At 59.5% G+C, this 14,781-nt stretch carries 16 protein-coding genes; 6 read left to right on the forward strand and 10 right to left on the reverse strand.

The genetic code is table 11. The annotated features are described in order from the left end of the window. Positions 1–39 precede the first annotated feature (39 nt). Genes SIB56_RS09480 through def form a run of 3 tightly spaced genes read right to left on the reverse strand, consistent with a single transcriptional unit; the run spans position 40 to position 1,522 of the window. Entirely contained in the window at positions 40–657 is a 618-nt protein-coding gene (locus tag SIB56_RS09480) for a DUF3747 domain-containing protein (protein ID WP_413323704.1), read from the reverse strand. Positions 658–714: 57 nt separating this feature from the next. After that, positions 715–912: a hypothetical protein gene (locus SIB56_RS09485; protein WP_066910887.1), complete on the reverse strand. Its 198-nt coding sequence runs from the start codon at positions 910–912 to the stop codon at positions 715–717. Positions 913–916: 4 nt separating this feature from the next. Further along, positions 917–1,522, reverse strand: coding sequence for a peptide deformylase (gene def, locus SIB56_RS09490; RefSeq protein WP_413323705.1), 606 nt, complete (start codon positions 1,520–1,522; stop codon positions 917–919). A gap of 66 nt (positions 1,523–1,588) precedes the next feature. On the opposite strand from def, the gene SIB56_RS09495 reads away from it, so the two are divergent. Beyond that, positions 1,589–3,502 (forward strand): prolyl oligopeptidase family serine peptidase, encoded by a 1,914-nt coding sequence (locus SIB56_RS09495; RefSeq protein WP_413323706.1) that lies wholly within the window; start codon positions 1,589–1,591, stop codon positions 3,500–3,502. Here SIB56_RS09495 and SIB56_RS09500 read toward each other — a convergent pair. The 7 genes from SIB56_RS09500 to SIB56_RS09530 all read right to left on the reverse strand — a co-directional run bounded on the left by SIB56_RS09500 (position 3,487) and on the right by SIB56_RS09530 (position 10,461). After that, entirely contained in the window at positions 3,487–4,167 is a 681-nt protein-coding gene (locus SIB56_RS09500) for a class II aldolase/adducin family protein (RefSeq protein ID WP_413323707.1), read from the reverse strand. The genes SIB56_RS09495 and SIB56_RS09500 overlap by 16 nt on opposite strands. Further along, entirely contained in the window at positions 4,154–5,266 is a 1,113-nt protein-coding gene (gene mtnA, locus SIB56_RS09505; RefSeq protein WP_413323708.1) for an S-methyl-5-thioribose-1-phosphate isomerase, read from the reverse strand. The genes SIB56_RS09500 and mtnA overlap by 14 nt, the downstream gene beginning before the upstream one ends. 93 nt (positions 5,267–5,359) lie before the next feature. Further along, entirely contained in the window at positions 5,360–6,628 is a 1,269-nt protein-coding gene (locus SIB56_RS09510; RefSeq protein ID WP_413323709.1) for a SufS family cysteine desulfurase, read from the reverse strand. Continuing rightward, complete coding sequence (locus tag SIB56_RS09515) at positions 6,625–7,821, reverse strand: SufB/SufD family protein (RefSeq protein ID WP_413323710.1); 1,197 nt, start codon at positions 7,819–7,821, stop codon at positions 6,625–6,627. The genes SIB56_RS09510 and SIB56_RS09515 overlap by 4 nt, the downstream gene beginning before the upstream one ends. 2 nt (positions 7,822–7,823) lie before the next feature. Then, on the reverse strand, positions 7,824–8,612 hold the full coding sequence (sufC, locus tag SIB56_RS09520; RefSeq protein WP_413323711.1) for a Fe-S cluster assembly ATPase SufC: 789 nt from the start codon (positions 8,610–8,612) through the stop codon (positions 7,824–7,826). 53 nt (positions 8,613–8,665) lie between these two features. After that, entirely contained in the window at positions 8,666–10,105 is a 1,440-nt protein-coding gene (sufB, locus tag SIB56_RS09525) for a Fe-S cluster assembly protein SufB (protein ID WP_413323712.1), read from the reverse strand. Further along, entirely contained in the window at positions 10,102–10,461 is a 360-nt protein-coding gene (locus SIB56_RS09530) for a ferredoxin-thioredoxin reductase catalytic domain-containing protein (RefSeq protein WP_413323713.1), read from the reverse strand. The genes sufB and SIB56_RS09530 overlap by 4 nt, the downstream gene beginning before the upstream one ends. Before the next feature lie 469 nt (positions 10,462–10,930). Between SIB56_RS09530 and sufR the strand changes: the two genes are divergently transcribed. The 5 genes from sufR (at position 10,931) to SIB56_RS09555 (ending at position 14,780) form a co-directional block, all read left to right on the forward strand. Then, positions 10,931–11,614, forward strand: a complete 684-nt coding sequence (sufR, locus tag SIB56_RS09535) for an iron-sulfur cluster biosynthesis transcriptional regulator SufR (protein ID WP_413323714.1) — start codon at positions 10,931–10,933, stop codon at positions 11,612–11,614. Positions 11,615–11,616: 2 nt separating this feature from the next. After that, on the forward strand, positions 11,617–11,994 hold the full coding sequence (locus SIB56_RS09540; RefSeq protein WP_413327282.1) for a hypothetical protein: 378 nt from the start codon (positions 11,617–11,619) through the stop codon (positions 11,992–11,994). A 76-nt stretch (positions 11,995–12,070) separates the two neighbouring features. Beyond that, positions 12,071–12,661 carry a phycobiliprotein lyase gene (locus SIB56_RS09545; protein WP_413323715.1) on the forward strand — a complete coding sequence of 197 codons (591 nt, stop codon included), beginning with the start codon at positions 12,071–12,073 and terminating at the stop codon, positions 12,659–12,661. A 93-nt stretch (positions 12,662–12,754) separates the two neighbouring features. Then, positions 12,755–13,513 (forward strand): phycobilisome rod-core linker polypeptide, encoded by a 759-nt coding sequence (locus SIB56_RS09550; protein ID WP_413323716.1) that lies wholly within the window; start codon positions 12,755–12,757, stop codon positions 13,511–13,513. Positions 13,514–13,706: 193 nt separating this feature from the next. Further along, complete coding sequence (locus SIB56_RS09555; protein ID WP_413323717.1) at positions 13,707–14,780, forward strand: DUF4912 domain-containing protein; 1,074 nt, start codon at positions 13,707–13,709, stop codon at positions 14,778–14,780. Position 14,781 lies beyond the last annotated feature (1 nt).

Here is a 14,781-nt window from a genome sequence, read left to right on the forward strand (position 1 = left end):
AAGCAAGAGATTTCCAGCGCACTAACCTAGCAAGTGACCTCAGGGAGTCTGTTCTGCTGCCTCTGGAGCGGCCGGCTCGGCGGCACTTCCCGCATCGGACTGGACGCCTTCGCGGTACACGTACAGGTGGCCGAGAGTGCGTTTGCCGTATTGGCGACGCATCAATCGCCATCCTGGCTCAAGCTTCAGCTGGACGAAGTTGTTGCCGAAACCTCCTGCCCTGGCCACCAGCAGAGTGGGCTCTGATGGGTTGCGCGTAGGAACGGCCATCAACTGCACATCGTTCGCCGACTTGATCACAGACAGTCGATACCGCGTTCCCAGATCGTCACCACCAATGCGCAGCGAATAGCCGTTGCCGTCGATGTAGCGGTTGCAGATGCCTGTGAAATCAAAGGTCGCCAGCAGTGGATCCACAACTGCGGGAGCACTGCCACTCACCGCGTAGCAGGGCCGGGCGCTTGTGCGTTGCTCATAAATGTTGAGCTGGGAGCGTTCTCCGGAGCCGATCGGAGCGGCAACCAGAACAAACTTGGTTTCATCGACCTCAGCTGTGGTGAACAGTGAACCCTGGGCATGCACCGTGGAGGTCAGTCCTGTGGCGACAGTGGCACCGAAAACCGAGAGAACAGCAGCGGAGATCCGGGAACGGGCCATCGAAGCAGAAGAGTGTCTCTGGATCGTAAAAGTGCCGAGGCGCTTCGGCTGCCCTGATCAGGCCGGTTTGTTCAGCCGAATCGCAACCAGAAGTGACCCGACCGTGGCCGGAAGCGTCAGCCCAAGGATCCATCGTGTGAGCGTGACGCCTAGATCGGGATCTCCGTAAGCGAGCTCGAACACACTTCCTGTTGCAGCGATGCCGAGCACACAGGCAAGAGCGAGAAACAGCCCTGCGAGAGGTTTCATCGGCATGGGATCAGGTGATGGGGTGCACGTCTTTGGACTGGAAGCCGTGCTCCTTGAGCTCCTTGAGGAGTCCCGCCTTGTCCGTGACCCGATCCACGAACAGCACACCATTGAGATGGTCAATCTCGTGCTGGATGCAGCGGGCCATCAGACCATCGGCTTTCATCGTGCGCGGTCGACCCATCTCATCGCGGAAACTCACCTGCACCGCAGTGGGTCTCACAACATCCAGATAAACACCGGGGATACTGAGGCAACCTTCTTCGTAGGTGTCCAGCCCTGCACTGGAGGAAATGATCTCGGGGTTGATCAACACCAGAGGTGGCGTGCTCGGAGTTTCCGGATCGAGGTCGATCACCAACAACTGCTTGTCCACGCCCACCTGAGGAGCTGCCAGACCGATGCCATGGGCGGTGTACATGCTGCGCAGCATGTCTCTTGCCAGATCCCTCACCGATTCATCAACCTTGCCGACGCGGCGGCCTTCAACCCTGAGAGCTTCAGCACCAAGTTTGTGGATGTGAAGCGGTGGAGAGTCCAGGGGCTTCTTGGGCACGGCCACTGAAGAACTGGTCTTCTCGGCGGATCGTGCCAACTGGGCGAAGCTCCTGGCCAAGGTCTCAACCTGAATCAAAACTGTGTTGATCTTAGGCAGTCCTCCCAATTGCATCCGCTTGCCGCGATGAGCAGCTCTCAACCACTGTCCGCGAGGACTGCCCTCGGACGCCAACCGGTGCTGAAAGCACCTCAGATTCTGGGCAATTGGGTGCTGTGGCTGGAGCAGCGCCCTCAGGAAAAAGGGCGGACAACGGCCATGATCCGGCCCTGGCAGCAGCCAGACAAGCCGGCGAAGGAGCTGACGCAAGCCCCGGCGAATCTGCGCTGCAGGGTTCATGAATACGGCGGTGGCGCAATGGCCGCTGCCCTGATGGGGGACCGGCTGCTGCTGAGCTGGATTGATGACAGCGATCGCTGTCTCTGGTTCCAGGCTTGGAGCGGAATGCGTGGTGAGACCTGCGAAGCCCTCAGGGCGGAGACAGAACCGATGCGCATCAGCGCACCAGGCGAAGAAGCGCTGGGGGGAGGCCTGATTGATCAAAACCGGCTGCACTGGCTGGGCGTGATGGAGCGCGAAGGGCGTGACCATCTGGTGCGCTTTTCACTGAATCAGTGCGATCAACAACCAAAGGTGCTTCACGAGGCGGATGATTTCGCCGGATATCCCGCGCTCAGCGCCGATGGAAACCAGCTGGCCTGGGTGGAGTGGTGTCAACCCGCCATGCCCTGGGATGCCTGTGAACTGCGCTGGGCCCAGATCACCCGGGGGGGGCAGCTGAAACAGGTGCGAACGCTGGCTGGAAGCAGTCCAGATGCAGAGCAACAGGTCTCCGTGTTTCAGCCGATATGGCAACCGGACGGAAGCCTGATCGTCGCCGAAGACAGCTCGGGTTGGTGGAATCTCATGCGGCATGGCGACCCCGCGGGCGACAGGAACCAATGGGAGCGTCCCTGGCCCATGCAGGCGGAAACCGCGATGCCCCAGTGGGTGTTCGGCATGAGCACCACTGCATGGGATGGCGAGGAGCTGCTGGCGGCAATCTGCTCCGACGGTTGCTGGGAGCTGAAGCGCCTTATGGCCGATGGCTCGACCAGCAGCGTGAAACAACCCTTCGATGATCTGAACGACCTGCATGCCGATGCGGGTCGGGCCGTGGCCATCGCCAGCAATGACCACACCGGCCAGGGACTGCTGGAGCTGGAGCTGGCCAGCGGTGAGTGGATGCACACACCGGCCAGCGATGCGACCCTGCCGATCGGTGCGATCAGCCGAGGCGAGTCGTTCTGGTTCGATGGCGCTGAAGGAAGGCGAACCCACGCCTGGTATTACCCACCCCTGGATGGAGCCCACAGGGACTCACCCCTGCTGGTGAAAAGTCACAGTGGCCCAAGCTCCATGGCCCGCCGCGGACTCAGCCTCGGCATCCAGTTCTGGACTACCAGGGGCTGGGGCGTGGTGGATGTCAACTACGGAGGCTCCACCGGATTCGGCAGGGCTTACAGAGAGCGACTCATTGGCAGTTGGGGTGTGGTGGACGTGGAGGACTGCGCTGCAGCAGCAACAGCTCTGGTCGAGGCGGGGCGAGCCCATCCGGAACGAATTGCCATCGAAGGAGGCAGCGCGGGGGGATTCACCACCCTGGCCTGCCTCTGTTTCACCAACGTGTTTCGGGCGGGAGCCTGCCGCTACGCCGTCAGCGACCTCACTTCTCTGGCCTCGGAAACCCACCGTTTTGAGGCACGCTACCTCGACTCACTGGTGGGTCCCTGGCCGCAGGATCGCGATCGCTACGAGCAGCTGTCACCACTTGGGCACGCGAAGTCCATCCGCTGTCCGGTGATCTTTTTCCAGGGCCTGCAGGACAATGTGGTGGTGCCGGAGCAAACGGAACGAATGGCGGCTGCCCTGAGAAGCAACGGCCTGCCGGTTGAGGTGCAGACCTTCCCGAATGAAGGTCATGGCTTCCGCGACAGTGAGGTGAAGGTGCAGGTGCTGGAAGCAACGGAAGCTTTCTTCCGTCGTCATCTGGGGCTCTGATCCACCTGCCCATAATGAAGACCTCTGAACTGGGCATGCACCGCTTGCATCTGCGCACTGGAGAGGACTGGCGGCTCCCCCAACTGGAGAGCCTGCAGATACATGCGAGCCAGGGTTTCCACCTCAACCGCCACCCGCAGTGCCGACTCCAGATCCTTCCCCAGGGTCACCATCCCGTGTCTGGCCAGCAGACAGGCATTGCGGGGACCAAGCGCTTCCACCACATTCTCGGAAAGCTCCTTGGTTCCGAAGGTGGCATAAGGGGCGCAACGAATCTCATCACCGCCGGCCACTGCGACCATGTAGTGAAAGGCGGGAATGCCTCGGTCATGGCAAGCCAGTGCCGTGGCATGAATCGGGTGGCAGTGAACCACGGCCGTCGCTTCCGAACGACCGTTCAGCACATCCGCATGCAGGCGCCACTCCGATGAGGGCCGCCGCTGCTGCTCGCGCAAAGGATGACCGCTCAGATCCAGCGCCACCAGATCATCGGCCTCCATCTGTTCATAGGGAAGGGAACTGGGAGTGACCAAGATTCCCCCTTCAATCCGCGCCGACAGATTGCCGGACGTGCCCTGATTGAGCCCTGTGCTGTTCATGCGGCGTGCCACGTTCACCAGCTGCTGACGCAGCGCCTGATCGTCGCAGTGATCAGTCAAGGCCATAAAGGCTCTTGAGCCCCTCCTCACTGGCATCAGCCACACCCCGGTCGGTGATCAGTGCCGTCACCAGCCGAGCAGGGGTCACATCAAAGGCCGGATTGAAGCCATTGCTGCCCTCTGGCGTGAGCTGCACTTCAGCAACGCTTCCCGCCGCTGGTCCATCGAGCACACGTCCCTGAATCGCAATCACCTCCTGAGCGGAACGGGCTTCAATCGGGATCTCCACAAGTCCATCGCTGAGGCTCCAGTCGATGGTTGACGCCGGCAGTGCCACATAAAACGGCACGCCGTTGTCATGAGCCGCCAAGGCCTTGAGGTAGGTGCCGATCTTGTTGCAGACATCTCCACGACTGGTTGTGCGATCGGTCCCGACGATCACAGCATCCACCTCTCCGTTCTGCATCAGATGACCTCCCGCGTTATCCACGATCACCGTGTGGGGAATTCCCTCTCTGCCGAGTTCATAGGCCGTGAGCGATGCACCCTGATTGCGTGGTCGGGTTTCATCCACCCACACATGAAGATCAAGCCCTGCGCGTTTGGCCTTGTAGATCGGCGCCAGTGCCGTGCCCCAGTCAACAGTGGCCAGCCAACCTGCATTGCAGTGAGTCAGTAACTGAAAAGGCTTGCTTCGTCGTGCCGCCGGCCTGGCCGCCGCGAGCTGTTGAATGATCGTGAGGCCGTGGTCACCGATTGCGGAACACATGGCCACATCCTCCTCAGCAATCAGACCGGCCTCCTCCCGGGCCGCTTCAGCCCGTTGCTCAGAGGGCAGCGGCAGAACCCGATCACGCACACGCTCCAGCGCCCAGCGGAGATTCACAGCCGTGGGGCGTGTGGCATTGAGCTGGTCAAACGCCGCAGAAAGGGCTTCATCTCCTGCATCGTCCTGAAGAGCCAGCATCAGGCCGTAGGCGCCTGTCACCCCGATCAGCGGTGCGCCGCGGACGACCATGGAGCTGATGGCCTCAGCCGCCTGATGAATCGTGCTGAGGCTGCGAGTGACAAAGCGGTGGGGCAACTGGGTCTGGTCAATCACCCAGACCGAGCGGCCATCCGGCTCCAGTCCGATGGTGCGCCAGGCCCGGCCGTCAATGTTCATGCGGATCGCTTGGGGAGACCTCGGCCAATCTGCCTCCCCGCTTCACACCGGTTGTTCAGGCAACACCTTCAGCCAGGAAACCATGAACAGGTCTCAGGAGTTGTCGCGGAAGAAACTGATCACGCCCTGAAGCTCATCGGCGAAACGATCAATCTCCGCCGGGGTTGTGATGAAGCTGAGGCTGGCTCGGGCTGAACCTGTGACCTGGTAATGGCGATGCAGAGGCTGGCAGCAATGATGACCACTGCGGATGCAGATTCCGGCCAGATCGAGCATGGCGGCGATGTCATTGGCATGAATTCCATCCACCAGGAACGTGGCAAGAGCCGCCCGACCAGGTTGTTGCTGAGGCGTGGGTCCGAGAATTCTCAGACCGTCAATCATCTGAAGCCGATGGAACAGATGCACGGTGAGTTCAGCTTCCCAGGCGGCGATGTTCTCAAGCCCGATCTGCTGGAGATAGGTGAGTGCTGCGCCCATCCCAACGGCCTCGCCGATGGCGGGCGTTCCGGCCTCGAATTTGTTGGGAAGGTTGGCCCAGGTGCTGTGATCCAGATAAACGTCCTGAATCATTTCCCCACCGCCGAGAAAGGGCGGCATCGATTCCAGCAGGGCCTCCCTGGCCCAGAGGAATCCCATGCCTGTGGGACCACAGAGCTTGTGGGAGGAGCCCACAAGGAAATCAGCATCCAGAGTCGTGACCGACATTGGGTGATGGGCAAGGCTCTGACAGGCATCCACAAGCACCAGGGCACCGGCTGAATGAGCCGCGGGAATGACCCGCTCGAGAGGATTGTGACAACCCAGGGTGTTGCTGATATGCACGAGGCTGACCAACCGGGTGCGGTCGCTCAGCTTGGAATGGAAATCATCGAGATCGAGCTCACCTGTCTCGGTGATGCCCACATAACGCAGGACGCAGCCGGTTCTCTGCGACAACAACTGCCAGGGCACCAGATTGCTGTGGTGCTCCATCAGCGTTAGCAGAATCTCATCACCTTCACGCAGATTGGCGTCTCCCCAGCTGCGGGCGACCAGATTGATGCCCTCGGTGGCATTGCGGGTGAAGACGATCTCCTGAGGACCGGCCGCACCCACAAAGGAGGCGGTGAGAGATCGGGCAGCTTCAAAAGCCTCGGTGGCCCTGGCACTGAGCTGATGCGCACCTCGATGAACGTTGGCGTTGTCACAGAAGTAGTAGGCCTTCAGGGCGTCCAGCACCACCTGAGGCTTCTGACTGGTCGCGGCATGATCGAGATAGATCAGGGGACTGTCTTCAGACGTTCGCTGTTCCAGAATCGGAAAATCCGAACGGGTCCGTTCCGCTAGAGAAACGCCTGTTTCAGGTGAAAGTGTGGTCATAGAGGTCGAGAAGGGTCAGCGATCGCTCCGGAAGCCATCCAGGATTCGGCCGCTGCTGGCAGACGATCCACCACTTCGCAGCAGAAACCCCTAAGTAGCAGTGCAGCCGCTTCGTTGGCGTCAATTCCGCGACTGCGCAGATAAAAGAGTTCGTCTTCCTGCAGCTGGCTGACGGTGGCCCCGTGAGCACACTTCACATCGTCAGCAATGATTTCCAGCTCAGGCTTGGCGTCCACACGCGCGCGGCGCGAAAGCAACAGACTGCGACTGAGCTGAGCTGCATCCGTTCGCTGCGCCGGCCTGGGCACCTGAATCGCACCATTGAAAATGTTGTGGGAACGATCTGCCGCAACGGCTTTCTGCAGCTGATCAAGCTCGCCCTCTGGCCCGCCGAAACGCATGCTGCTGTGGGTCGCGAATTGCTCGTCAGCCGTTGTCATCGAGAGGCCATGAATGCCTGTGGTGGCCTGCCCATCCCGTTGCAACACACGCGGCTCGAGACGCCCGAAACGCCAGCCTCGGCAAACACTCGTCAGCCCGTAGTGACTGTCTGGCTCCTGCTCAATGGCCAGATGCACCATCAACGATGCATCTGCGGAACCACTGGCAAGCACGCCGTGACGCAACCTGGCGCCTTGCCCGAGATGCGCCTCCAGCACGTGACTGTGAGCGCGTTGTTCATCAGGTGAAGAACACTCGGCGGGAAAAACCTGCAACAGCTCGAGGTCGGCATCCGACTCCAGCAGCAACAGCACCCTTGTGGCGGTGAGACCAACACCGGTGGGCAACACCAGTTCCAGAGGCGTCGCTCTGCCACGAACGCGCAGCGCCAGCAGCTGCTGACTGTGGGCCTGATTGAGTTCGACAGGCCAGGCCTGAGAGCAACCGCAATGATCCAGAGACTGTCCGAGGTGCTGGTCCAGCTCGGCCTCGGTGAGTGCTGTCACGCCTTGTGGAAGACGAATTCCCTCAAGAGGGTCCTGCTGCCCACCCAGCACGATTCTGGTCACACCTTCAGCCACCTCAGGCACGATGGGGTCGAGGGCCTCTCTGACCAGAGGGAGCGCAGCCATCGCCCCAAGTCGTTTGAGATCGGTGAGCCTCCAGGCTTCCTGTCTGTGGGTGGGCAGTCCCAGGCGCTGGAGGGCTTCGCGTCCTCTCTGCTGCACCGGTGCCAGCACACTGCTCACCATGATCAGGCCACTCCCTCGGCGGCGAGCTGCTTATCAACCCAGTCGTAGCCGGTTTTCTCCAGCTCGACCGCCAGATCACGCCCGCCGGTGCGCAGGATGCGTCCTGCAGCCATCACGTGCACGTAATCCGGAGTGATCTCATCAAGCAGTCGCTGGTAGTGCGTGATCAGGATCGTGGCGTTCTGCGGACCGGAGAGCTGATTGACGCCGCCGGCCACGATGCGCAAGGCATCGATGTCCAGACCGGAATCGGTTTCATCGAGGATGGCCACCACCGGCTCCAGCAATGCCATCTGCAGAATTTCATTGCGCTTCTTCTCACCACCGGAGAAGCCCTGATTGACGCTGCGCTCGAGGAAGGCCGGATCCATCTGCACCACCTTGAGCTTCTCGCGAACGTGGTCTTCGAAATCAAAGGTGTCGAGCTCCTCCTGGCCCTGCTTCTCACGCCGCGCATTGGTGGAGACGCGCAGAAACTCCAGATTGCTGACACCGGGGATCTCGACCGGGTACTGGAAGCTGAGGAACACACCGAAACGTGCACGCTCCTCGGCTTCCAGTTCGAACAGGTCTTCGCCGCGATAACAAACGCTGCCGCCGGTGACCTCATAGGCGGGATGTCCGGCAAGAACCTTCGAGAGGGTGCTCTTGCCGCTGCCGTTGCGGCCCATGATCGCGTGAATTTCACCGGCTCTGATCTGGAGATTGACGCCTTTGAGGATGGGCTGATCCTCAACAGAGGCATGCAGATCTTTGATGTCGAGAAGCAGCTCGGCGTCGGGGCGAATCACAATCGAGAAGGGAGGGTCAGATGATCATCAGTACTTGAGTGGGAGAGGCGAGTTCAGCCCACCGACCCCTCAAGCTTCAGAGCAAGCAGCTTGTCTGCTTCGGCGGCAAACTCCATCGGCAGCTGGTTGAACACATCGCGGCAGAAGCCGCTCACCATCATGGAGACCGCCTCCTCAAAGCCGATACCGCGGCTCTGCAGATAGAAGAGCTGATCTTCCGAGATTCGGCAGGTGCTCGCCTCATGCTCGATAGCGGATTCCGGCTGCTGTGAGCGGATGTAGGGATACGTGTTCGCAGCCGCCTGGTCACCGATCAGCATCGAGTCGCACTGGCTGTAGTTACGCGCTCCCTTGGCCGCTGGTCCGATCTGAACCAGTCCGCGATAACTGTTGCTGGAGTGACCTGCGCTGATTCCCTTGCTGACGATCGTGGAACGGGTGCGGGCACCGATGTGAACCATCTTTGTTCCTGTGTCGGCCTGCTGGCGATTGTTGGTGAGCGCCACGGAGTAGAACTCGCCGACAGAATCGGCTCCCTGCAACAGGCAACTGGGATATTTCCAGGTCAACGCCGAACCGGTCTCCACCTGGGTCCAGCTGATGCGGCTGCGCGCGCCGCGACACTGACCGCGCTTGGTGACGAAGTTGTAGATGCCGCCGACGCCGTCCTCATCACCTGCGTACCAGTTCTGCACGGTGGAGTACTTAATGGAGGCGTCATCGAGGGTCACCAGTTCGACCACTGCAGCATGTAACTGGTTGGTGTCGAACATCGGCGCGGTGCAGCCCTCTAGATAGCTGACGGAAGCACCTTCCTCCGCCACAATCAACGTTCGCTCAAACTGACCGGTGTCACCGGAGTTGATCCGGAAGTAAGTGGAGAGCTCCATCGGACATTCCACTCCTTTGGGAATGAACACAAAGGATCCGTCACTGAAAACAGCCGAGTTGAGTGCTGCGAAATAGTTGTCGTTGCTTGGGATCACAGAACCGAGATAGCGCTCAATCAGCTCGGGGTGCTCTTTGACAGCTTCGCTGAAGGAGCAGAACACAACGCCGTGCTCGGCCAGCTTTTCCTTGTACGTGGTAGCTATTGAAACGCTGTCAAATACAGCGTCAACGGCCACGTTGCTCAAACGCTTCTGCTCGCTCAGAGGAATACCGAGCTTGTCAAAGGTCTCGAGCAGTTTGGGATCTACCTCATCGAGTGAACTCTTTTTGACCTGCTGTTTGGGAGCTGCGTAATAAACGATGTCCTGGTAATCGATCGGGTCGTAGCCCAGCTCAGCCCAGTCGGGCTCTTCCATGGTGAGCCAGTGCCGATAAGCCTTGAGCCGGAACTTGAGAAGAAAGTCAGGCTCCTCTTTCTTGCTGGAGATCAGTCGCACGATCTCCTCACTGAGACCCTTGGAGATCTTTTCAGTCTCAATATCCGTGACGAAGCCGTATTTGTACGGCTGGCTGACGAGATCCTGCGTGGAAGTGGAGGTCATAGCGCTCGACCTGCCGAAGCGTGAAACGTTTCCGTGATGATGGTTCGATGGTCCCCACGGATGGGACTGGCTTCAGTCAAAAACAGCATGCTGTGGCATTGCTTGCGCTCGCGCACGGGCAAGTTCCGGAAAGCATGGGGCACTTCAGCCAACTTGTCTTCGTAATGGCGACATGGGCCAAGAGCTCCACCAAAATCATCACAGTGTCGGGCAAGACCATTCAAAACAACAGCCATGACTACGTTGTCGCTGCAAAAAAAGGGTCCGGTGCACCTTGCGTGGACCTCTGCGAACTTGACAATGACTTCAGGACTCTCCGAGGTCGGTTCTCGACTGCCGGCAAGGGCGTTGGTCATGGCGGCGAACGTTTGCAAGAAGGTCGAAGCCAGGGAGATACGAAACAAAATCGTTTCGTATTTGGAGCCTAAAGCACGGATCCATCACCCGACCATGTGACCATTGTGACGGACGCCGGTTTTAGCTGGAAAAGCCAAGCGTCGCGGAACTGCCACACATCCACCACGCCACAGTCATCAACACTGATCGGCTTCAGCCATGACCAGCGCAGCGAGCAGAGACATGCCAGGGAGCAGGTGATACCGGCAACAATCCAGTCATTGCCTTGATTGGCATCAATTCATGCAAACCAACGACTCAAACAGAAGGGCGGCTGGCCTCGATCAGCTTCTGAGTAACAGGCCAACAAGCGACCAGAGAACGTTCAACCGACGTCCCCATTTTCGCGAGCATTCCCGCCCCATGCAGAGTTCAGGAAAAGTCAGTTGTGCCAATCCCGTGGCATGGTGAGACCATCGTCCCGATCCCATGGGCGCGTCAGCTCAGGCTCCCACTCGTGAAGCGACGCTCACCCTTTTGCTGCGGCAGGGTGAGATCAGTGCTGCTGCTCTGGCGGAGGAACTGGGAATTTCGGTCCAGGCGATGCGCCGTCATTTGCGCACGCTGGAAGAGGAAGGCCTGGTGGAAGCGAGCCCGATCGCTGCGGGGCCAGGCAGACCTTCCAATCAATGGAGGCTTACCCAGCAGGGGCATCAGCATTTCCCAGATGGCAGCGACACCTTTGCGCTGAACCTGCTGGAGTCGATGGCTGCCAGCCTGCCGCCGGAAACTCTGGCCACGCTGCTCGACCAGCAGGCCCAAGACAAGGCTCGCCATTACAGACACCAGCTGGGAGATGGTCCGCTCGAACAGCGCATCAGCAGACTTGTGAGCCTGCGCAGCCAGGAGGGTTATGTCAGTGAAATGGTTCCGGCTGAAAATGGATGTGGCTGGTGCGTCAACGAATTCCACTGTTCCGTGCAGAGGATCGCTGAGGAATTTCCCGCTGTCTGCGATCAGGAACTGCGACTGATCAGGTTGACATTCCCCGACTGTCAGGTGGAACGGGTGCACTGGAGGCTGGAATCCGGACATTCCTGCGGGTTTCGGATCAGCCCTTCAAGAACCTCTTCCAGCCATTTCGAGGATTTCCATTCGGGAATCAGTCCGTGAGCATGGATCCATCGCCGGTCACAGGCCCCTTGGACCGACAGCAGATCGAACGCATCGAGGCCACTCTTCTTCCAGTGGTTGACCGCCATCTTCTGCGACTGCAGGCCCACTGCCTGGTGACGTTTCAGCAGATCGCCATGCCGACTCGGCAAGGGCCTCTGCCGAGTCGGGATCGCTGGCAGGACTGGTGCGACCACCAGCCCCAGCTCGCTGATGACACTGAATTCAGCGAACAGCTGATGATGCAGTTCACCGTGATTGCCGGGCAGCTGGAGGAAATCGCCAGGAAGCTGAACCGCACGCCACTTGAGCTTGAGCTGAACGATCTGATCGACCAGGCTGAAACCAACAGCCGTGATCGCCTGTCGGACTCGGGCTGAGAAGCGTCCTTGCCAACAAGACCGATCACGAACCGTCATCCACCCTGCGATCATCCAAAAAGATCGTCCACAGCCGATGACACTGGACATAGTTGATGCGCCGACATTCTTCCGTCTGAGCTGCGGGACCTGGCGTTCCCAGCGCAGCGTGCATCACCTGCTGCATCGCCGCAGTGAGGCAGGTGGTTCGCTCATCGTCGTCGAGGACCTCGAACTGAATGATGAACGTCTGCTGACCATGGCCCGACAGCATGATCAGGATCCTGGCCTGATCATCGGAGGCAGCTACGTGCGCTGGAGCGCATCGATGGCCTGGGACCGCGATGGCGATGCCCATGACGGTGAAACCTGCTTCGCCTTGATCGGAGATGGTGAATCCGCACGCTCCGGAACCATGCTCAGAGATCAGGGCTATGCGGAGAAAGCGCCTGCAACATCCACCTTCAGCATGGACGACAGAGATGGACTGGTTCTCTGCACGAGCTACGAAATGATGACCGTCTGGGAGCGCTTCAGCTTCTCCGGTCCGGATGTGCGCGTTCGCTCCAGCACCGTTGAGGGCCTCTCCAACAACGCATCCTTCTGCGTGGAAACCAGACTCAAAAGTGACAGCTCAACCACAGGCGGCGAGGGGATGACAGCGCTCGTATCACCCTTCGGTTGGTGAGTGACCTCTGTTACGGACTGTGAGTAGGCCGAGGGCTGCTCGGAAGTGGGATGTCTTGCACTTATACGATCCAGCCAGTGTGTTCCGATTCGAGTGGCTCTACCTCTTCTTCAGTACGCACCGACCACGCAGAACAACCGCGTTGCAGCAATCCGCGTTTCCTCTGATGAGAACGAGCGGTCCCTCCAGATGGACATCTCGATGGATGCTGACAACATCAACACGGTGATCGAATCGGCATACCGCCAGATCTTCTTTCACGCCTTCAAGAGCGACCGGGAGACGTTCCTCGAATCACAGCTCAGAGATGGTCAGATCACCGTTCGCGATTTCATCCGCGGCTTGTGTCTCTCCGATACCTTCAAGCGGACTTTTTACGGTTTCAACTCGAACTACAGGGTGGTGCGCCACCTCGTTCAGAAAATCCTCGGACGCAAAACGCACGGAAAGTCCGAGGAAATTTCCTGGTCAATCGTGATCGCCACCAAGGGTGTGGAAGGCATGGTGGATGCCCTTCTGGACAGCGACGAATATCTCCAGGCCTTTGGTTACGACAGTGTTCCCTACCAACGCAACCGCGTGCTGCCTGGCAGAGAACTCGGTGAGACCCCCTTCAACATCACCACGCCTCGGTACGACGAGTACTACCGAGGAATCTTTGGCTTCCCCAAGATCATCTACACCGGCAAGGCCAAGCGCCTGCCGGCAAGGGCCAATCGTTCCCGCGGCGGTTTCAGCGAGGATTATCTGCCCTGGGTGCGGGGCATCGCTGCAGCTGGCTCGGCATCTCCCGAAGGCAACCTCGACATGGATTACCTGTCGAAAGTTCCCTACCGCAGCATCGGCCGCTGATCTACTCTCCGGCAGAGGACTTACAAGCGGAGCCTCCTGTGGGGCTCCGCTTTTTGGTGTGCGTTGCCAGTGCAGACGCTCACGCGCTCAGGACAGCTCATGCAGTCAGAAGATGCTGACCACGGGCGATTGAGCTCCCTGAAAAGAGGGACTTTCCAGCAAACTGATCCCAAAGAAACCCGGTAGCCCGACCGTGACGCAAGCCATCACATCCCTCGCCCGCATGACCTTGCGTCAGCTGCGTCAGATGGCCAGTGATCTCGGCGTCACGCTCTACAGCCGCAAAAGCAAGGAAGACCTGGTTTCCGCCATCGCTGAAAAGCAGGAGCGCCGTGGAGGCGATCTGCGTGCAATTGAAGCCGAGTTGAACCCACCATCACGCCCGCAATCCGTGACCCGTGTGGTGTTCCTGCCCCGGGATCCACAATGGGCCTATGTGTTCTGGGAGATCTCAGACAGAGACCGTCGCCGCGCGCAGAGTGAAGGTGCAGCACATCTGAATCTGCGACTGGCGGATGTGACAGGCCTTCAGGATGGCTCCGCTCATCCCCACACCCTGCAGGAAGTTCCCGTCGACAGCCACAGCACAGAGTGGTATTTGCCGGTTCCACTCTGTGATCGCGACTACCGCGTGGAACTCGGCTTCCGCTCTGGAAATCAGTGGATCTCTCTTGCCTTTTCATCCGTGGCCAGAGTGCCCGCACTTCACCCCAGCGATCAGATTCTCGACCAGTTCGTACCATTCAGCCTCGAAACAGCCGCGCCCTCTCCAGCTCCTGTCAGCACCCCGACCTTCGAGCCCAGCGACAGTGGACTGCATGAGCGCCTCTACCAAAGTGCCACCACCCACTTCAGAAGTCGCCGCGTCGGCTCCGAGGTGCTGCATGAACAGGACTCCCTTGCCGGCGATCAGCGTGGACTGAGTGATTCCGGAGCCGGCTTATGGGCCAGTGGACTCAATGAGTCCGGTCTCGGTGGTGTCGCCCCTCGCCAGCGCACCTTCTGGCTGGTGGCTGATGCCGAACTAATTGTTTATGGCGCCACTGACCCCTCAGCCCGTCTCACGATCGGTGGAGAAGAAGTTCCTCTGTCCAGCGACGGAACCTTCCGGATTCAGGTTCCCTTCCGCGACGGGGAACAGGTATATGCGATTGAAGCAACCGCGGTTGACGGTGAGCAGAAACGCAACATCACCCTCAACTTCGAGCGCACCACACCCGAGGACAACAGCAATCCTGCCAGCGAATCCAAAGCCGAGTGGTTCTGAT

The sequence above is a fragment of the Synechococcus sp. MIT S9503 genome (assembly GCF_047304175.1).
Lineage (GTDB): Bacteria > Cyanobacteriota > Cyanobacteriia > PCC-6307 > Cyanobiaceae > Synechococcus_C.